We start from the raw sequence: 19,116 nt of genomic DNA on the forward strand, positions 1-19,116 counted from the left end.
ATAACTGGTAAGCCGCTGTTCAACGTGGAATAATCTTGTCAATGAGGGGAAAGGCATCGTTGAAAAGAGTGAATACCGGGGAAAACGGCAGCCGAGGCCCTTTTCCAACGTTAAAGCATCATGTTTACGCCAGCCTGTTTTATGCTGGCGTAATGTTATTGCCTATAGCCGGCCACGCCGATGACAACAAGCAACAGCTTAAAACCCTGCAGCAAAATATCGCCGAGAAAGAAAAAAGCGTACAGCAACAGCAACAGCAGCGCGGCGCATTGCTGAGCCAGCTGAAAAAACAGGAAGAGTCCATTTCCAAATCCAGCCGTGCCCTGCGCGAGACGCAAGGCACGCTGGCGTCGCTGACTCAGGATATAGACAGGCTGAACCAATCCATCAAGCAGTTGCAAGCGCGCCAGGCCGCTCAGCAGAAGCTGCTGGCGCAGCAGTTGGACGCCGCGTTTCGCCAGGGCCGCAACTCCGGTCTGCAATTGATTTTAAGCGGGGAAGAAGGCCAGCGCAGCGAAAGGATCCTGGCGTATTTCAGCTATCTCAATCAGGCGCGGGAAAAATCCATTCAGGATCTCAAACAGACACGGCAGCAACTGGCGGGTCAGAAAACCGATCTGCAGCAAAAACAGCTTCAGCAGGCGACAATGCTGCGACAGCAGCAGTCCGAGCAGAAAACGCTGGAAAATGCCCGGCTGGCGCGAAAGAAAACGCTCTCCGCCCTCGATACCTCCATCCATCAAAATCAGCTCAGCCTGAACGAACTGCGGCAAAACGAAGCCCGCCTGCAAAACGATATCGCCCGCGCAGAACGGGAAGCCAAAGCCCGTGCCGAGCGGGAAGAACGCGAGGCGCAGCAGGTGCGGGAACGGCAGGAACAGGCTAAACGCCAGGGAGCGACCTATAAACCTTCCACCAGCGAACGCGAGCTAATGTCCCGTACCGGCGGACTGGGCCAGCCCGCCGGGCAAGCCATGTGGCCGGTCAGGGGCCGCACCCTGCATCAGTTCGGAGAAGCGCTGCAAGGCGAGCTGCGCTGGAAGGGCATGGTGATCGCCGCCCCCGAAGGCACCGAAGTCAAAGCCATTGCCGACGGCCGCGTGCTGATGGCCGACTGGCTCCAGGGCTATGGCCTGGTGGTGGTGCTTGAACACGGTCAAGGAGATATGAGTCTCTACGGCTACAATCAAAGCGCCCTGGTGAAGGTGGGGGATCAGGTTAAATCCGGCCAGCCCATCGCGCTGGTGGGCACCAGCGGCGGGCAGGATACCTCAGCCCTCTATTTCGAAATTCGTCGTCGCGGCCAAGCGATCAACCCCTTGCCATGGTTAGGAAGATAGCGTGTTGAATAAAAAAACCGGTGCCCTGGTACTGTTGCTCCTGCTCGGTATGGCTAAAACCGCTTTTGCCGGCAGGCTGGCCATCGTCATCGACGACTTCGGCTATCGTCCGCATACTGAATATCAAGTGCTGTCGATGCCCACCGCCGTATCCATCTCCGTCTTGCCCAATGCTCCCTTTGCCGCCGAGATGGCGCGCAAAGCCCATGCGCAGGGACGGGAAGTTCTGATTCACCTGCCGATGGCGCCGTTGAGCAAGCAGCCGCTGGAACGGGACACGCTGTTCCCAAGCATGAGCCGGGATGAGATCGCCCGCATCGTGCGCGATGCGGTGGGCAAAGTTCCGTATGCCGTCGGGGTGAACAACCATATGGGCAGCGCCATGACCTCCAGCCTGGCGGGCATGCAAAATGTCATGCAGGTACTGAGCCGCTATCCCTTTTATTTTCTCGACAGCATGACCATCGGCAACAGCCAGTCGCGCCAGGCGGCGGCCGGCACCGGCGTCAAGGTAATCAAACGCAATGTATTTCTGGACGACACGTCCAACCAGGACGACATCCGGCAGCAGTTCAACCGTGCCGTAGCCCTGGCCCGCCGTAACGGCTCGGCCATCGCTATCGGGCACCCTCATCCGGACACCATCAAGGTGCTGCAGCAGGTATTGTCGGCGTTGCCGTCGGATATCGTGCTGGTGCCCCCCAGCGCGCTGGTGAACGAGGCGGCTTCACCCTCCCCCGCGCCGACGCCGTTACCGGCCCCCGGCCGTCCGCGCCATCGGTTCCAGGGCGTTCCGCAATGTATTGTCAAGCAGGCTCCGCCGCCGGTTTATGCTGATGCGATGTTCAGCGTGATATTTTCCAGCTTGAATCAGACGTCTTGGGTGACGCAGATTAAACATTGGTTCGCTTCAGCGCCGGACGGATATTAAGCTTTCACCGAAAATGTTATGCTAAGAACCATAAAGGGGCAGACGCAGTGCCTGCTCCGCCAAGATTACACAAGGGTTAATCCATGATAGTCGTCACTGGTGGGGCCGGTTTTATCGGCAGCAATATTGTTAAGTCTCTGAATAATGTCGGATATAACGATATCCTGGTGGTGGATAACCTTAAGGATGGCACCAAATTCGTCAATCTGGCGGATCTGGATATTACCGATTATATGGATAAAGAGGATTTTATCGCCAGTATCATCGCCGGCGATGATTTCGGCGATATTGAAGCGGTATTCCACGAAGGCGCCTGTTCGTCCACCACCGAGTGGGACGGGAAGTATATGATGGACAATAACTATCAATACTCCAAGGAATTGCTGCATTACTGCCTTGAACGGACCATTCCCTTTCTTTATGCGTCTTCCGCCGCTACCTATGGCGGCAGGACGGAAAACTTTATCGAACAGCGTCAGTATGAACAGCCGCTGAACGTTTACGGCTATTCCAAATTCCTGTTCGACCAGTATGTGCGCACCCTGCTGCCGCAGACGGACTCTCAGATCTGCGGATTCCGCTATTTCAATGTGTACGGACCCCGTGAAGGCCACAAAGGCAGTATGGCCAGCGTGGCTTTCCACCTTAACAACCAGATCCTCGCCGGTGAAAATCCCAAATTATTTTCCGGCAGCGAAGGGTTCAAACGCGATTTCATCTACGTCGGCGACGTGGCCGAGGTGAATTTGTGGTTCTGGCAAAACGGCGTTTCCGGCATTTTCAACTGCGGTACCGGCCGGGCGGAATCATTCCAGGCGGTGGCCGATGCGGTGCTGGATTTCCATAAAAAGGGCCAGATCGAATATATTGATTTCCCCGAGAAACTCAAAGGTCGTTATCAGGCCTACACCCAAGCCGATTTAACCCAACTGCGCGCCGCGGGTTACGATAAGCCATTCAAAACAGTAGCCGAAGGCGTTTGTGCCTATTTGGCCTGGCTGAATCGCACCCGTTGAAATCAGCGCAAGGGAAGATAGCGGCGGCATGAAAATACTGGTTATCGGGCCATCCTGGGTGGGCGACATGATGATGTCGCAAAGTTTGTATCGCAGCATAAAGGATCTTCATCCCGCTGCGGAAATAGACGTGATGGCGCCGGCCTGGTGCCGTCCGCTGTTAAACCGGATGCCGGAGGTGCGCCGGGCGCTGCCCATGCCCCTTGGCCATGGGACGCTGCAGCTGGGTGAACGCCGCCGGCTCGGCCGGGAGTTGAGGGATGAACGCTACGATCGGGCGCTGATTCTGCCCAACTCGTTCAAGTCCGCCCTGGTGCCTTTTTTTGCCGGCATCCCGATACGTACCGGGTGGCGCGGCGAAATGCGCTACGGACTGCTCAACGATCTGCGGGTATTGGATAAAACCGCGTTTCCCCTGATGGTTCAGCGCTATGTCGCCTTGGCTTATCCCCCTACCGTCCGTTCGGCGAAAGCGTTGCCGAACCCTTTGCCTTGGCCGCGCCTGCGGGTCGATGAGAATGAATCAACCACCGCCGTCAGTGAATTCGGGCTCGATAACGGCCGTCCCCTGGTGGGTTTTTGTCCCGGAGCGGAGTTCGGGCCCGCCAAACGCTGGCCCCATTACCACTATGCAACCTTGGCGAAATCGCTGATAGACGGCGGTGATCAAATCGTTCTTTTCGGTTCGGCGAAAGACCGCCAGGCGGGGGACGAAATAATCGCCCTGCTGCCGGCAAACGAACGGCCTTATTGCCGTAATCTGGCCGGCGCCACCGCCCTGGAGCAGGCCGTCATCCTGATAGCCGCCTGCCGGGCCGTGGTGAGCAATGATTCAGGGCTGATGCATGTAGCCGCCGCGCTGGGGCGGCCGCTGGTGGCGCTTTATGGCCCCAGCAGTCCCGATTTTACCCCGCCGCTATCCCACCAGGCCAGGGTAATACGGCTGATTACCGGCTATCAGCGAGTGCGTAAAGGCGACGGCGATCAGGGTTATCATCAGAGTCTTATCGATATCCAGCCTGAACAGGTTATGGCCGAACTGGATACCCTTGCTGCAGCCGGTAAGGAAAACTGATGCGGGTGCTTATCGTCAAAACCTCTTCCATGGGAGATATCCTGCATACCCTGCCCGCCTTGACCGACGCTATGCATGCCATACCCGGCATTCGTTTCGACTGGGTGGTGGAAGAAGGTTTTGCGCAAATCCCTTCATGGCATCCGGCGGTGGAACAGGTGATCCCGGTGGCCATCAGGCGCTGGCGTAAAAACTGGTTCGGCAGCGTTGCCCGCCAGGAGCGCTGCGACTTCAAAAAACACTTGCGACGCCAGCAGTATGACCGGGTGATTGACGCCCAGGGACTTATCAAGAGCGCGGCCCTGGTCACCCGCGTCGCCCGGGGAGAAAAGCACGGCCTGGACTGTAAGAGCGCGCGCGAACCTTTTGCCAGCTGGTTCTATAACCAACGCCATGCCGTTGCACGCAGCCAGCACGCAGTGGAACGCATCCGCCAGCTCTTCGCCCTCAGCCTGGGTTATGACGTTCCGGCGGGTAAAGGCGATTATGCCATCGCGGGGCATTTCAGCTCTCTGACAAGCAAGTCGGCCGTCGAACCGTATCTGGTATTTTTACATGCCACGACACGGGCGGAAAAACATTGGCCGGAATCGCACTGGCGCGAATTGATAGGATTAATGGCGGCTCGCGGCCTTACCATCAAATTGCCTTGGGGTTCGGAGCCGGAATATAAGCGAGCGCTTCGACTTTCAGATGATTTCCCTTTTGTTGAGGTGCTTCCAAGACTTACACTCAGTGACGTCGCGCAGGTACTGGCCGGCGCTAAAGCGGTAGTGTCGGTAGACACCGGCTTGAGTCATTTGGCCGCTGCGCTCGATCGGCCGAATATCGTATTATATGGCCCTACCGATCCCAAATTGATTGGCAGTTACGGTAAAAACCAGATTTTTGTGACAGCGCCCGCCGGAAGCCATTATATGAAAGACATTAAACCCGCTAATATTGCAGAAGTGCTTGACAATATTGAGTGAACAATGAGTACATTTTTTAAGCAAATCTATCGATACACCCGGCCACGGGCCTATAGGCACAACGAGAATCTATGGCCTTACGTGAAAATTGCCCGTGCGCCCAGCGGAGAGATAACGTCATTGCGCTATCGTGGTGAATCGGTGAAGATACAGAAAATCTCATCATTGCAGCAAAGGCATACCGGGAACATTCTTATCACCGCCACCGGACCTTCCATCAACGATATGGATTTTTCCCGTTTCCCCGCAATGCCGGTAATGGGTGTCAACGGCGCTTATGCTCTGCGGGATAAGATAAATTTTCAATTTTATGTCATCGTTGATATGACTTTTATCGATAAAAAAATCGAGATGGTACAAGGAGTGATATCCGATCCGGCTATCACACTGTTTACCACCTTGCACGGCGTCGTTAAAATCATTAACGCGTTTACCACGTTAAAAATACAATGCAAAGTGGTCATCATTGAAGATGCTTGCTACAAAATTTATGAACGCAAAGTGATACCGGTGCAGATTTTAGACACTTATCGCAATGCCAAAGACGTGTCTATTTGCCCTGGGCATAAGCATATCGCTTTTAGTAATGACATCCGCAGCGGAATTTTCGATGCCGGCACCGTTGTTTATTGGGCATTGCAAATCGCGGCATTCATGGGTTTTCAGACGGTTTACATTGCCGGCCTGGACATGAATAATTTTACTCAGCCGCGTTTTTATGAAAATGAAACGAATAAATTGCCCTGTTTTCTTGATGAAAAATTTGCAAGTTTGATTGAACCTGCCTTTAGGCATGCCAGCATTGTGTTGAAGAAAAAAGGCGTTACCGTCAAAAATCTTTCCAAACATAGTGCATTGGGTAATGATATATTTGAAAAGGTCGATTTTTATGACGTCCATTAGAATTAAACAATTTTCTGAAAAGAATTATATTTTTTTCTACCAACTTTTTTTATTGCTTAGCGCTATATTTTGCGGCTATACCAAAGTTAACAATATATATCATTTGTCTCTTATCTTGCTGGGGATAACTCTTTTCACTGACAATAAAAAATTAATTAGACTCTTTCTTGAAGATACTGCTTTCAGAAGGGGCCTCACCATTACGGCCGTTTTCCTGATGTACTTCTGCCTGAGTACCTTTTGGTCTGATAATCCTCGTGATTTTATTTCAGCCATAACTCATTCTCTCTATCTGCTGGGTTTTTTATTCATTTACCGGCAAGCCTGCCTCAATGGAAAAAAAACAGGAATATTGCTTTTCGCGCTGGCAGGGATAATGATTCTGCTGATCTTGACTTTTTATTGTGTCGATAAGAAATCCATTCTTACCAATAGATTGATGGTTTCTTTTTTTGCCGCGCCATCAAACGTTATTGACCTGGCGGGATATTTTTGTATTGGGATTTTTTTATGCCTGATAATTATCAGAGATACTAACAATAAGTGGTTTTATCTGCCTATTCCCTTTTTATTTATCGGCGTAATTTTGACACAAAGCCGAGGACCACTGCTTTCGTTTGTGGTTTCACTGTTACCACTGCTGTTAATGAAACCGGCCATTAGAAAGCAGCATATATTCATTTTTCTAATTTTCATCATTATGCTCGCATCATTTATAGTAATGATGAATTTTGAATATATTTTATTCAACCGTTTTGAGACCGCGTATCAGCAAAGCTTCATTCGCGTCGGCATTTGGGCGCATACCCTGGATATGGTACAAATACACCCCTTTTTCGGTTGGGGCTTTAACAAAGAATTGCATTTTGTAAATAGTCTCAATGCGCCGGTCAAGACTACACACAGCCTTTACCTCTCAACACTGCTGAAGGGCGGTATCGCCGGACTTTTTTTGCTGGGGGGAGTTCTGTCCTATGGCCTGTACATGGCCAAAAAACATCTGGCTGATCGGCAGGGTTTTGAAGCGGCGCTTTTTTTATTCATGATTTTTTTCTTTACCACGCAAGGCATGTTTATCATCAGCAATCCCGGGGTAACATGGTATTTGTTCTGGTTCCCCCTGGCGGTGATATTAAGCCCGCCCGGCAAACAAACCACGCTGAGTGTCTGATACCCGCTTACGCTTTCGGTGACATAAGCGGTTCAGGGTGTAGGCCCATTTTTTTGATTTCGCCGAAAACCTCATCGGCGGAAATAATAGCCAACGGGAAATCCTTTGGCGACGACGCACCTGCATCCAAACGGTCTTTTACATAAATAATCTTGTGCAAATCCAGCGACTGCAATGGCCCGGTATGATGGGGATTCGCCGTTGCAAACAGGCTGATGGTTTTAACGTTCAGCGCAACCGCGATATGCAATGGCCCGGTATCGCCTGTTACCAATACATCCAGATTGGCAATGTTTGACAGCAGCTGCTTCAGATTGGTTTTTCCTACCAGCGAGACGATATATTCACGCTCTTCGGCATTCAGCGACCCTAGGTAGGCATCCGCCAGATGATTTTCCCTGGCGCTGCCTATCAGTATGATCCGGTATTGAACTGCCGCCGAATTCAGGGCCAGAATTGCCCGGGTCAGTTCAGCAAAGCGGTAAACCGGCCATTGCCGGATGGTTTCCGAAGCCCCCATCTGGAAACCTATATTGATTTGATGGGGAACCTTTTCAATATGCTCAAAAGCCACCGGTATATGCATCCTGATATCGTCGGTATCGCATCCCAGGACATTCAGCAGCTTTAATTTACGTAGGATGATATGGCCATTGAATCGTCCCGACGAGGCCGCCAATAAGGGATTAAGCAATTGCGAATCCGTCGCATAATTATCACGCATGATGTAATGGCTGCCTGCCATCACGGCGATAAGAACATCATAGGGCATATGCGAATGGAGTATTACCGTAAGCTGTGGCTTGGATTGCCGTAATTTTTTTATGACTCCATATGCGTGCTTTATTTTATTATCCCAATAGATGATTTTATTGAAATAAGTGCTGCCCTCCACCATAGCGCTGTTCTTGTTGCTCGAAACCAACGTCACATGGGCTGCAGGATAGCGTTTGCGTAACGCATGAATGGCCGGCGTATTAAATAGAAGGTCCCCTAATGCCGTCGTGGACATGATAACAATGCTGTCGAATTCAGAAGCTGCGCTTAACGTTGCGGTATTTTTTAAATGCCCGAAAATTTTATTATAAATATTGAGAAAAATATAAATCAGGAAAATTTTCTTTTTCTTCATTTCTCACGGCTCATGTCTTTTTTTGATAATATTCTGCCAGTGTCATGCCGACGACACGTCCGCTTAACCACTCAAACAGCTGCTCAAGATCCGCATATAACCGCTCAATGGCGGCCTCATCGGCAAAGGTGGGGCTGCCGCCGGGCATCAGTTCCGATGAATGGAGCATGAATTCAACATAATCGCTTCTCCGGGCCAGCATGGTATCAACCACCCATTGCATATTCGCCACATTGCCGCCATGAGGGCGCAGCCAGTGCACCGACGGCGTCCGGCTTTTACCCCTGAGACTGTCATAGAGGCTCTTGACGGAGTTGACCCATGCCGGGTGCTTGTAGCGGGTGCTCATGGGGACTTCCAGCAACGGGGAATCACCTGCGGCGGCAATATTTTCCGGGTTGATGAAATAGGCTTGATCGGGGAAGCCGATATAGTTGGTACCGCCCTGGCCTTGAGGCGCGCCGGGAGAACGGCGCCAGTCCACCCGAGGCGTGACGGAACAGTCGACGCGATAGCCGTGTTCAATCAATATTTTTACATAAAGCTCGTTCAACGCCCAACGCCCGGCGCGATGGCTGAGCATTTTGGTCTGGAAGGTCTCTTCCAGCAATTGCGTCTGGAACTTCACCTTAGCGGCAATGATTTCATCGGGATAATCGATCAAATACGGCTTGTGCCTACCGTCGTCGCCGGTTAAATCAAACAGCGGCGGGCTGTTCCAGGCATGCAGATGCATGCCCACTTCGCCTTGGGCCCGGGCGATGACATCTTTCGCAAACTCGACATATGCGCTATCCACCGCCATTTCATAGTTGGTGAGATAAACAGGCTTGAAACCGAATTTTTCGCACAGCGACTGGAACCGGGGCAAAAAAAGCGCATTTTCCGTCAGAATCTGCCCATGATTACGCCAAAGATTATCGCCCTCCGTATCAATTGTAATAATAAATGCGGGTTGATTCATGTGAAAAATCCCTGGAAATCAGAGTCCGGTATGTTACGCTGCCGAGCCCCTGAGGGCAAACGCCGTAGATAATGCTCCGATTGGACATTAGAACAAACGCATTGGCAAGATGTCTATCGCAAAAGGCAATAGACGGTCAATGTCCGCAGGATTTTATCGTTATCTTAGGGTAGGATCGCACCTTAATGACTCAGGCAGGGCAAAGGATAACAGCGCATGCGGGTATTGATGATCATCGACGGATTGCCGGGCGGCGGCGCGGAGAAAGTACTATTGACCCTGTCGCAAGGATTAATGGCCGCCGGTCACCGCGTTTCGCTGTTTTCATTACGCTCCGTTTGCGACTATACGCTGCCTGAGGAGATCGATTACCGGGTTATTGTCGATGATTGCCGAACTCCCTGGCGCAAGCTTACCGAACTTTCCCGTCGGGCGAAAAAACTGGATTCGGCTATTATCGAGGCCGAGCGGCGGGAGGGTAAATTCGATTTGGTGATATCCCATCTGCATAAAACCGACCGCATCGTCGCCCGCAGCCGCGCCCTTGATCCGAAAAAAGTCTGGTTTTGCCTCCACGGCATGTTTTCCCCTTCCTATCTTGGCCATCGCAAAGGGCTATCGCGCGCCTTGAAACGCTACAAAATCGGCCGGGTGTACCGGCATCGCAATATTACCGCCGTCTCCCGCGCGGTGCTGGAAGATATGACCGGCACATTTGCCGTGACTCCCGCTGAATCGGCGGTCATCTATAATCCGTTCGATATAGACGACATCCGCCGGCTGGCATCCGAACCCTGCGATATGGCGGGACAGGATTATCTTATTCATGTGGGCCGATTACATCCCCACAAACGCCATGACCGGTTGCTCAGGAGCTATGCCCTTACCGGTATCCAAGCGCCGCTGGTCATTATGGGCCAGGGCAGTGACCGGGAGCTCAGCGCGCTGAAAACCTTGGCCAATGAACTGAATATTGCCGATCGCGTCATATTCAAAGGTTTTACCGCGAATCCCTATCCTTATATCAAGCATGCCCGCATGCTCATTCTCTGTTCCGACAGCGAAGGGTTCGGTAATGTCTTGGTGGAAGCGCTGATTTGCCAGACGCCGGTGGTCAGTACCCGCTGTCCCGGCGGGCCCGCCGAAATATTAACTGGCGATTTGGCCCGCGGCCTGGCGGAATTGAACGATGACTCTCTGGCCGAAAAAATTCTTACAATTTATAATAATCCTCCCCTTATAAATCTCCACCAGCTGGAACCCTACGGTATCGCCGCTATTTGCCGAAAATATGCTGCATTAGCCAGGAGTTAATAGGTTAATTGAGCTAGCAACAGCAGAGCGCGGCGGGTTTCAGCGATCTCAACACATCAGCTTATGTTATTATTCAGTATGAATTTAACAGTTTCCTAATTGGACAGCTGGCGTTGATTGCAAAATGTTAGATAACCATAAGCCGCTACGTAAACTCAGCGTTATCGTTCCGTTGTATAATGCCGGTTCGATGTTTGAAGACTTTATGCGGTCATTGGTGGCCCAAACGCTTAAAGATTTAGAAATAATCATCGTTAATGATGGTTCGACCGATGGGTCCGACGCTCTTGCAAGGTTATATGCCGAGCGTTACGAAAACATTATTGTTATCGATCAGCCCAATGGCGGTGTTTCTAGGGCGCGTAACGCCGGTATGGCCATTGCCAGCGGCGAATATGTGACGTTTCCCGATGCGGACGACCGGCTTTATCCCGATATGTACCGAACGCTGGTGGATATGGCGCAGCGGGACGACCTTGATGTAGCCCAATGCAATGGCGAGCGGTATTTTATGGGTTCGAAAGAAATAAAAACCCTGATTCCTCTCGACCGGCTAACCTCCACCGACGTACTCGACGGGCCGACCTGGCTGCATAAGGCCTTAGGCACCAGACGCTATTTGCATGTGGTCTGGCTGGGTATTTATCGGCTGTCATTGATAAAACAGCTTAACCTGCAGTTTGTGCCGGGCTTGCATCACCAGGATATTCCCTGGACCACGGAATTAATGCTTAACGCCGGTCGGGTAAGGTACACGCAGGAAGTGTTTTATCGTTATTATATTCACGACCAATCCATCAGTAATCAGAAAAGAACCGGCATGAAAAATGTCGAATACCAGCGCCATTACATCCGCATTGCCGAATTGCTGGAGGATATCAACCACCGGTATCGTGGCAAAGTGAAAATGTATCGTGAATTTCCTTTGCAGGTGACTCATGAGGCATTATCCGTTTGCCATGCGGTGCGTCGCGAACCGGATCCTGTGGCCAGGCAGCTTATACTTAATGATATTTTCGCCAGCGGCACACATAAACGCATGATTCGCAATGCACGCGGCATAAAGCAGTGGTATCAGCTATTACTGTGGCTGAGAAGAATATATGCCTGGCGCAAGCCAAGATAATCCGCTTCTCTCCCGCCCTGTCTTGACCTAAAATCAACGCTGGATTTTCTTTGGTCAGACAACATGCCTATATCTCATGACGTATCACCGACTCCCGTCAAAAGGATTCTCCTGATCAAGCTACGCCATCACGGCGATATGCTGCTGACCACACCGGTTATCAACACTCTGCATCGGCAGTATCCCGCCGCTGAGATCGACATATTGTTATACAAGGAAACCGAGGCCATCCTCCGTTATCATCCTGCGCTAACCCATATCCATGTCATTGATCGATCATGGAAAAAACAGGGGGTCAGGCATCAGATTCAGCAAGAGACCGGGCTGATAAAAATCCTGCGATCGCGGCATTATGATATCGTGGTAAACCTGGCCGACCAGTGGCGCAGCGCGATAATCACCTACCTCAGCGGCGCGGCGGTGCGTATCGGCTTCGATTATCCCAAGCGACAATCTTTTTTATGGCGCCTGGCCCATAACCGGCTGGTTTCCACCGTTAATCACGGCCGGCTTCACACCGTTGAACAAAATCTCACCATTCTGGCGCCATTGGACATCGCCTTGACCGACCGGCGCACCTCGATGCATTATTCCCCCGCCGATGAGGCCCATCGCAACACCTTGCTGGCGTCAAAGGGCATTACCGGAGATTACCTGGTGATTCAGCCCACTTCCCGCTGGAGCTATAAATGCTGGGACGATGAAAAGGTGGCGGAACTGATAGACGCGCTGCAGGAACAGGATTTGCCCATCGTACTGACCGCCGCGCCGGATAAAAACGAGCTCGACATGATCGGGCATATTCTGTCCCTTTGCCATAATCCCCGGGTCGTCTCCCTGGCGGGAGAACTAACCTTAACGCAGCTGGCGTCGGTTATCGACGGCGCCAGGCTGTTTATCGGGGTCGATTCGGCGCCGATGCACATGGCGGCGGCGTTGAATACGCCCTGCGTCGCTCTGTTCGGTCCCACCAAGTTGACGTTCTGGCGGCCCTGGAGTGAGAACAGCACCGTTATCTGGGCCGGCGATTTTACTGAACTCCCGCCGCCGGATGACATCGACACCAAAACCCAACAGCGTTATTTAAGCGCCATCCCGGTGGATGCCGTCCTCCAGGCCGCACGGGGATATTTGTCATGAAAAAAATCCGGCTGGCTATAGTCCGGCAAAAATATCGCCCCGACGGCGGCGCCGAACGTTTTATTTCCCGGGCGTTGGAAGCCCTGGACAGCGACGAGCTGGAATTGAATATCCTGACCCGGCAATGGTCGGGAGAGCCGCGCCCGAACTGGCATGTTCATATTTGCAATCCGGCCAAATGGGGACGCGTCTCGCGGGAACGCGGTTTTGCCGAAGCGGCGAAACGCTGCTGGCAGCGTGAACATTTCGATTTGGTACAAAGCCACGAACGTATCGCCGGTTGCGACGTGTTCCGCGCAGGCGACGGCGTTCACCGGGTATGGCTGGAGCAGCGGGCGCGCATCGATACGCCATGGCAACGATGGCTGACCTCAATAAGCGGATATCATCGTTATGTGCTCGCAGCGGAAGAAGCGATGTTTCATTCTTCTTCATTGAAAAAAATCATCTGTAATTCCGCGATGGTGATGAACGACATTATCCGCTGTTATCAGGTGCCGGCGGATAAATTCGCCCTGATCTATAACGCCATTGATTCGTCGAGCTTTTATCCTGCAAGTTCGGAGCAGCGCCAACTGGCCCGTGAGAGGCTTTCCCTGCCTGATGAAGCCTGCGCGCTGATTTATGTGGGGTCCGGCTTTGAGCGCAAAGGATTGCGGCAGGCCATCGCCGCCATCGCCGCCACCGATCGTTATCTGGTTGTGGTAGGTCAGGACAAACACCAGCCCAAATATCTCGCTTATGCCAACAGCCTGGGATGCCGGCAACGCATCCGTTTCGTCGGCATACAAAAGGACGTGTTACCTTTTTATCACGCGGCGGACGGTTTGATCCTGCCGACACTGTATGATCCGTTCCCCAACGTGATATTGGAGGCCATGGCTTGCGGCTTGCCGGTGATTACCAGCCAGACTTGCGGCGGCGCCGAATTTATCGAACCGGGCATCCAAGGGTATGTTTGTGATGCCCTGGATCTGAAAACGCTTACAGAATTGGCGGCGGCCATACCGTTACGGCACCGGCGTCCCGACATGGGTCTCGCCGCCCGCGAACGGGTTAAAGAGTGCACCCCCGCCCGGTTGTCCAGTGAGCTGACGGAGCTCTACCGGCAACTGCTTGAGGATTAAAAGCACCGGATATCAATGAGGGATAGCCACTTATCTGTTAGCATGAATGCGCTTACCATGCGATTCTAATTATTTGGTTAAAAATTAACTCAGCACATCGGTCGCCGTGCCTTACAATAGCTAACTATAATGATCTATAACGTAATCATCTATTTTCTTCAGCCCTTTATATGGATCCGGTTATTATGGCGTAGTCGAAAAGCGCCGGCCTATCGCCGGCGTTGGGGGGAGCGCTACGGGTTTTGTCAGGGCAAAGTCAAACCGGGCGGCATCATGCTGCATTCGGTTTCGGTGGGTGAAACATTAGCGGCAATTCCCCTGGTGCGAGCCCTGCGCCACCGTTATCCTTTTTTACCCATTACCGTCACCACCATGACCCCCACCGGCTCCGAACGCGTTCAGTCCGCGTTCGGCAAAGATGTCGATCACGTTTACCTGCCGTATGACCTGCCGGGGGCGATGAACCGGTTTCTCAACCAGGTCAATCCCAAACTGGTGATCGTCATGGAAACCGAGTTATGGCCTAACCTGATCAAAGCCCTTTATCAGCGTAAAATTCCCTTGGTGGTGGCAAATGCGCGCTTATCCGCCCGTTCCGCCGCCGGCTATAAAAAATTCGGCAGTTTTACCGCGGGCATTATGGGTAAAATCACGCTTATCGCCGCACAAAACGAGGAAGACGGCGAGCGCTTTTTGTCCTTAGGGTTAAAGCGTAACCAATTGGCGCTAACCGGCAGCTTGAAATTCGATATTTCGGTCACTCCCGAACTGGCGGCCAGAGCATTGACGCTGCGCCGTCAATGGGCGCCCCATCGTCCGGTGTGGATAGCCACCAGCACTCATGAAGGGGAAGAGAGCCTGCTGTTGCAGGCTCATCGTCAATTATTGGCAAACTTTCCCAATCTACTGCTGATCTTGGTGCCACGGCATCCCGAGCGGTTCCCCGTGGCGAAAGAGATGACGCAAAGGGCCGGTTTCAGCCTTACCACCCGCAGCTCCGGTGAAGTGCCTTCGCCGGGTACGCAGGTGGTGATCGGCGATACCATGGGCGAACTGATGCTGCTATACGGCATTGCCGATATCGCCTTTGTCGGCGGCAGCCTGGTGGAACGGGGCGGTCATAATCCCCTGGAGGCCGCGGCCCACGCTGTCCCTGTTCTCATGGGCCCCCATATCTTCAATTTCCGGGATATATGCAGCAAACTGGCCGAAGCGGGCGGTCTGATTACCGTGACCGATGTCCCTTCGTTGGTGAAAGAGATTTCAACTTTGCTCACCGATGAGGATTACCGGTTATATTACGGTCGTCACGCGGTGGAGGTTTTGCACCAGAACCAGGGCGCGCTGCAGCGGCTGCTACAATTGCTGGAGCCTTATTTGCCACAGCGGAGCCAGTAGATGCCGACGGTAAAACGTCTTTCCGTGGTCCTCATCACCCGCAACGAAGCCGAGCTGCTGCCCGAGTGCCTCGAATCGGTGCGGTGGGCGGATGAAATCGTGGTGCTGGACAGCGCGAGTACCGATCTCACCCGTCAAATCGCCGAGCGGTACGGCGCGCAAGTCTTTTCGGCACCGGATTGGCCGGGATTCGGCAAACAGCGCCAGCGGGCGCAGGAACACGCCGTAGGGGATTATATCCTGATGCTCGACGCCGATGAGCGGGTCACTCCCGAGCTGCGCCGGTCCATTGAAGAGGTCTTGCGCCGCCCGTCTCCGGATACGGTTTACAGCTGCGCCCGCTCGAACCTGTTCCTGGGACGCTATATGCGGCACAGCGGCTGGTATCCGGACAAGGTGGTGCGGCTGTATGCCCGGGAAGCCTACCGTTATAACGACAGTCCGGTACATGAATCCCTCGATAGCCGCCAGGCCAAGGTCGTTACCCTGCACGGGCATCTGCAGCATTTGACCTGCCGCGACCTGATAGCGTTCCAGCGCAAGCAGCTGCAGTACGCTGAAGCCTGGGCAATGGAACGTCACCGTCAGCATAAAACCTGCGGTTTTCTTTCCATTATCGGTCATACCCTTGGGGCTTTTATCAAGACCTGGCTGCTGCGGGCCGGCTTTCTGGACGGAAAACAGGGTTGGTTGCTGGCAGTGGTGAACGCACAGTATACTTTCAACAAATATACCGCTTTATGGGCGCTGCGCCGTGCCGAGAGAGACGTATTATGACAACCAAGGCCATTTATCCCGGAACCTTCGATCCCTTCACCAACGGGCATTTGGATTTGGTGACCCGTGCCGCGAAAATGTTCGACGAAGTCATATTGGCCATCGCCTTCAGTCCCAGTAAAAAGCCGCTGTTTACCCTGGAAGAAAGAGTAGCGCTGGCAAAAGACGTTACCCGGCATTTAACCAACGTTGAGGTGGTGGGTTTTAGCGATTTGATGGCCAATTTCGCCCGGCAGCAGCACGCCAATATCCTGGTGCGGGGGCTGCGGGCGATTTCGGATTTCGAATATGAAATGCAGCTGGCGAAAATGAACCAGCATTTAATGCCGGAGCTGGAAAGCGTTTTCCTGATGCCGGACCAGGAATGGTCGTATATTTCTTCATCTCTGGTCAAGGAAGTGGCGCTGCACGGCGGGGATGTGGATCATTTCTTGCCCCCCGCCATCGCGAAAGAAGTGAAACTACGGCTTCATCCCTGATTTAATGCTGGCAATGAGGGCAAAAAAAACTGCTCCGCTGCCCGAGCCTGACGGTCTGGATAGGCGTACCGCATACCCGGCAGCTCTCGCCTTCACGGCCATAGACTTGCAGTTCCTGTGCAAAATAGCCGGGCTTACCGTCCGATTGCAGAAAATCACGCAAGGTGGTGCCGCCCTGTTCGATGGACCGCAGCAATACCGCCTTGATGGTACGCGCCAGCAGTTCCGCCTCGGCCAGAGTTAACGAACCGGCCTGCCGCACCGGCAGGATGCCCGATACAAACAGCGACTCGCTGGCATAAATATTCCCCACCCCCACCACCAGTTTGTTATCCATCAGCCAGGGTTTAACCTGCGTACGCTTATTGCGCGATTTATCGAACAGCCATTGACCGTCGAACTCGTCGCTCAGGGGTTCCGGACCCAGTTGGGAAAGCACCCGGCTGGTTTTAAGGTCATCGCTCCATAACCACGCGCCGAAGCGCCTGGGGTCGGTATAGCGGATGATACAGCCGTTGCTCATGATGAGATCCACATGATCGTGCTTTTCCGGCGGCTGCGGCTGCTGCAGGACGCGCAGGCTGCCCGACATACCCATATGGATGATGATCCAGCCCGGATCCAGCTCCAACAGCAGGTATTTCGCCCGCCGCCGGACGCTTACCACCAGGGCGTCGCGCAGAGCGATGATCTCGCTGGAAACCGGCCAGCGCAGACGCGCATTACGCACCTCCGCCCGGACTATCCTATGGCCGGCTACCCAGGGCTCAATGCCCCGGCGGCTGGTTTCAACCTCGGGCAACTCAGGCATGTTCGCCTCCGTGTAGCAGTTAACGCCAGCAAATAAAAAAACCCGCCGTGGCGGGTTTTTATGCAACTCACTAAAATTACTTGATTTTAGCTTCTTTGTAAATCACATGCTGGCGTACCACCGGATCGAATTTTTTCAATTCCAATTTTTCCGGTTTGGTGCGCTTGTTCTTCGTGGTGGTATAGTAGTGACCAGTACCAGCAGAAGAAACCAGCTTGATCTTCTCGCGAACACCTTTAGCCATGATTCATTTCCTTAATACTTTTCACCGCGGGCACGCAAATCGGTCAGAACCGTTTCGATGCCCTTCTTGTCGATTACACGCATACCTTTAGCAGATACACGCAGCGTAACAAAGCGTTTTTCGCTCTCAACCCAAAAACGGTGAGAGTGCAGGTTAGGCAGAAAACGGCGTTTGGTCGCATTCATTGCGTGGGAGCGGTTGTTGCCGCTCACCGGGCGCTTGCCAGTAACTTGGCAGACTCGGGACATGTCTATTCTCCAAAAATCAATCAGCTCGAGCTCAAAAAAAGGTGTCAGCCGCCTCGTCAGGCTTTAGAGCCCATCTCAGCACATTCACTGAGGAGAGACTTACAACAGGTTTGAACCTGCTGAGATAGGCTCTCAACGCTACACCCAAGATTCTCAAAGGTGGCGTAGTATACGCTTTGAAGCGCAAGTGCTCAAGTCCCGCGCAAGCAAAGATCCTGGTGGATCGCAAGAATAAAGCTCACAACCACCCTCTTTCGGCAAAAGAGACGCACTCTTCTGCCCCGATGACCAGGTGATCCAGCACCCTGATATCCAGAAAAAGACCTGCTTTCACCACCTGTTCGGTGACTTCGCGATCGGCGCGGCTGGGTTCGGCCCTACCCGAAGGGTGATTGTGCGCCAAAATAATCGCCGCCGCATTGACTTTAAGCGCCTCGCGAAGGATTTCGCGGGGATGCACCTCGACGCTGTTCACCGAGCCGTGAAATAATTCCATGTGTTTTATAAGATGGTGCTGATTATTTAAAAACAATACCACGAACACTTCCCGCTCCCGGTGCGCCAACATGATCTGCAGGTAATTCTGCGCAATATTCGGGCTGGTCATGGCGTCTTCGCGCATCAGGTGCGAACCGTAATACCGCTGCGCCATCTCCCTGATGGCCTGCAGCTGGGTATATTTTGACGGTCCCAGGCCTTTTGTGGCGCACAGGGTTTTACAATCGGCCGACATCAATTTATCCAAAGAGCCGAACCGGGCCATTAACTGCTCGGCAAGATGAATGACATGTGAACCCGGCAGACCGGTTCGCAAAAACAGGGCCAACAGCTCCGTATCCGACAATGCCGACGGGCCTAACAAGGTTAATTTTTCCCTGGGCGCCAGTCCATAGGGCCACTCCTTTTTGTTTCGCTTCGCCATATCCTTATCATCCCCCATTCGCCGCCT

At 52.9% G+C, this 19,116-nt stretch carries 20 protein-coding genes; 14 read left to right on the top strand and 6 right to left on the bottom strand.

Translation table 11 applies throughout. The features are described from left to right. Positions 1-41 precede the first annotated feature (41 nt). The 7 genes from envC to ACL2XO_RS27410 all read left to right on the top strand — a co-directional run bounded on the left by envC (position 42) and on the right by ACL2XO_RS27410 (position 7,407). On the top strand, positions 42-1,340 hold the full coding sequence (gene envC / locus ACL2XO_RS27380; protein ID WP_203524300.1) for a murein hydrolase activator EnvC: 1,299 nt from the start codon (positions 42-44) through the stop codon (positions 1,338-1,340). A gap of 49 nt (positions 1,341-1,389) precedes the next feature. Beyond that, on the top strand, positions 1,390-2,271 hold the full coding sequence (locus ACL2XO_RS27385; RefSeq protein WP_413726861.1) for a divergent polysaccharide deacetylase family protein: 882 nt from the start codon (positions 1,390-1,392) through the stop codon (positions 2,269-2,271). Between the two features lie 83 nt (positions 2,272-2,354). After that, a complete protein-coding gene (gene rfaD, locus ACL2XO_RS27390) occupies positions 2,355-3,287 on the top strand; it encodes an ADP-glyceromanno-heptose 6-epimerase (protein ID WP_132924285.1) in 933 nt (310 codons plus the stop codon). A 28-nt stretch (positions 3,288-3,315) separates the two neighbouring features. Further along, positions 3,316-4,362 (top strand): ADP-heptose--LPS heptosyltransferase RfaF, encoded by a 1,047-nt coding sequence (rfaF, locus tag ACL2XO_RS27395; protein ID WP_413741972.1) that lies wholly within the window; start codon positions 3,316-3,318, stop codon positions 4,360-4,362. Continuing rightward, positions 4,362-5,333, top strand: coding sequence for a lipopolysaccharide heptosyltransferase RfaC (gene rfaC / locus ACL2XO_RS27400; protein ID WP_203524117.1), 972 nt, complete (start codon positions 4,362-4,364; stop codon positions 5,331-5,333). The genes rfaF and rfaC overlap by 1 nt, the downstream gene beginning before the upstream one ends. Positions 5,334-5,414: 81 nt before the next feature. Then, positions 5,415-6,236 carry a sugar glycosyltransferase gene (locus ACL2XO_RS27405; RefSeq protein ID WP_413741973.1) on the top strand — a complete coding sequence of 274 codons (822 nt, stop codon included), beginning with the start codon at positions 5,415-5,417 and terminating at the stop codon, positions 6,234-6,236. After that, complete coding sequence (locus ACL2XO_RS27410) at positions 6,223-7,407, top strand: O-antigen ligase family protein (RefSeq protein WP_413741974.1); 1,185 nt, start codon at positions 6,223-6,225, stop codon at positions 7,405-7,407. Before ACL2XO_RS27405 ends, ACL2XO_RS27410 begins: the two co-directional genes overlap by 14 nt. 7 nt (positions 7,408-7,414) lie before the next feature. Here the strand turns inward: ACL2XO_RS27410 and ACL2XO_RS27415 are convergent, their stop codons facing one another. Further along, the gene (locus tag ACL2XO_RS27415; RefSeq protein WP_413741975.1) at positions 7,415-8,131 is read right to left on the bottom strand and encodes a glycosyltransferase family 9 protein; all 717 of its coding nucleotides are present in this window, start codon (positions 8,129-8,131) and stop codon (positions 7,415-7,417) included. Between the two features lie 418 nt (positions 8,132-8,549). Next, positions 8,550-9,503, bottom strand: coding sequence for a deacetylase (locus ACL2XO_RS27420; RefSeq protein WP_413741976.1), 954 nt, complete (start codon positions 9,501-9,503; stop codon positions 8,550-8,552). Positions 9,504-9,719: 216 nt separating this feature from the next. Here ACL2XO_RS27420 and ACL2XO_RS27425 point away from each other — a divergent pair, with 216 nt between their 5' ends. From ACL2XO_RS27425 to coaD, 7 genes are all read left to right on the top strand, one after another. Next, complete coding sequence (locus ACL2XO_RS27425; RefSeq protein ID WP_413726074.1) at positions 9,720-10,817, top strand: glycosyltransferase; 1,098 nt, start codon at positions 9,720-9,722, stop codon at positions 10,815-10,817. Between the two features lie 124 nt (positions 10,818-10,941). Next, positions 10,942-11,943: a glycosyltransferase gene (locus ACL2XO_RS27430; RefSeq protein ID WP_132924270.1), complete on the top strand. Its 1,002-nt coding sequence runs from the start codon at positions 10,942-10,944 to the stop codon at positions 11,941-11,943. A 63-nt stretch (positions 11,944-12,006) separates the two neighbouring features. Continuing rightward, positions 12,007-13,083 (top strand): putative lipopolysaccharide heptosyltransferase III, encoded by a 1,077-nt coding sequence (gene rfaQ, locus ACL2XO_RS27435; RefSeq protein WP_132924268.1) that lies wholly within the window; start codon positions 12,007-12,009, stop codon positions 13,081-13,083. Further along, a complete protein-coding gene (locus ACL2XO_RS27440) occupies positions 13,080-14,210 on the top strand; it encodes a glycosyltransferase family 4 protein (RefSeq protein ID WP_413726075.1) in 1,131 nt (376 codons plus the stop codon). The genes rfaQ and ACL2XO_RS27440 overlap by 4 nt, the downstream gene beginning before the upstream one ends. 129 nt (positions 14,211-14,339) lie before the next feature. Beyond that, positions 14,340-15,608 carry a lipid IV(A) 3-deoxy-D-manno-octulosonic acid transferase gene (gene waaA, locus ACL2XO_RS27445; RefSeq protein WP_132924264.1) on the top strand — a complete coding sequence of 423 codons (1,269 nt, stop codon included), beginning with the start codon at positions 14,340-14,342 and terminating at the stop codon, positions 15,606-15,608. Continuing rightward, positions 15,609-16,385: a glycosyltransferase family 2 protein gene (locus ACL2XO_RS27450; RefSeq protein WP_132924262.1), complete on the top strand. Its 777-nt coding sequence runs from the start codon at positions 15,609-15,611 to the stop codon at positions 16,383-16,385. Then, positions 16,382-16,864, top strand: coding sequence for a pantetheine-phosphate adenylyltransferase (gene coaD, locus ACL2XO_RS27455; protein WP_132924260.1), 483 nt, complete (start codon positions 16,382-16,384; stop codon positions 16,862-16,864). Before ACL2XO_RS27450 ends, coaD begins: the two co-directional genes overlap by 4 nt. A 1-nt stretch (position 16,865) precedes the next feature. On the opposite strand, the gene mutM is transcribed toward coaD, so the two are convergent. From mutM to radC, 4 genes are all read right to left on the bottom strand, one after another. After that, complete coding sequence (gene mutM / locus ACL2XO_RS27460; RefSeq protein WP_413726076.1) at positions 16,866-17,675, bottom strand: bifunctional DNA-formamidopyrimidine glycosylase/DNA-(apurinic or apyrimidinic site) lyase; 810 nt, start codon at positions 17,673-17,675, stop codon at positions 16,866-16,868. A gap of 76 nt (positions 17,676-17,751) precedes the next feature. Continuing rightward, positions 17,752-17,919 carry a 50S ribosomal protein L33 gene (gene rpmG / locus ACL2XO_RS27465; RefSeq protein ID WP_026738454.1) on the bottom strand — a complete coding sequence of 56 codons (168 nt, stop codon included), beginning with the start codon at positions 17,917-17,919 and terminating at the stop codon, positions 17,752-17,754. 11 nt (positions 17,920-17,930) lie between these two features. Then, on the bottom strand, positions 17,931-18,167 hold the full coding sequence (gene rpmB, locus ACL2XO_RS27470; protein WP_132924257.1) for a 50S ribosomal protein L28: 237 nt from the start codon (positions 18,165-18,167) through the stop codon (positions 17,931-17,933). Positions 18,168-18,405: 238 nt separating this feature from the next. Next, complete coding sequence (gene radC, locus ACL2XO_RS27475) at positions 18,406-19,089, bottom strand: RadC family protein (protein WP_413726077.1); 684 nt, start codon at positions 19,087-19,089, stop codon at positions 18,406-18,408. Positions 19,090-19,116: the final 27 nt, after the last annotated feature.

The organism is Sodalis sp. RH15, assembly GCF_047324255.1.
Lineage (GTDB): Bacteria > Pseudomonadota > Gammaproteobacteria > Enterobacterales > Enterobacteriaceae > Acerihabitans > Acerihabitans ligni.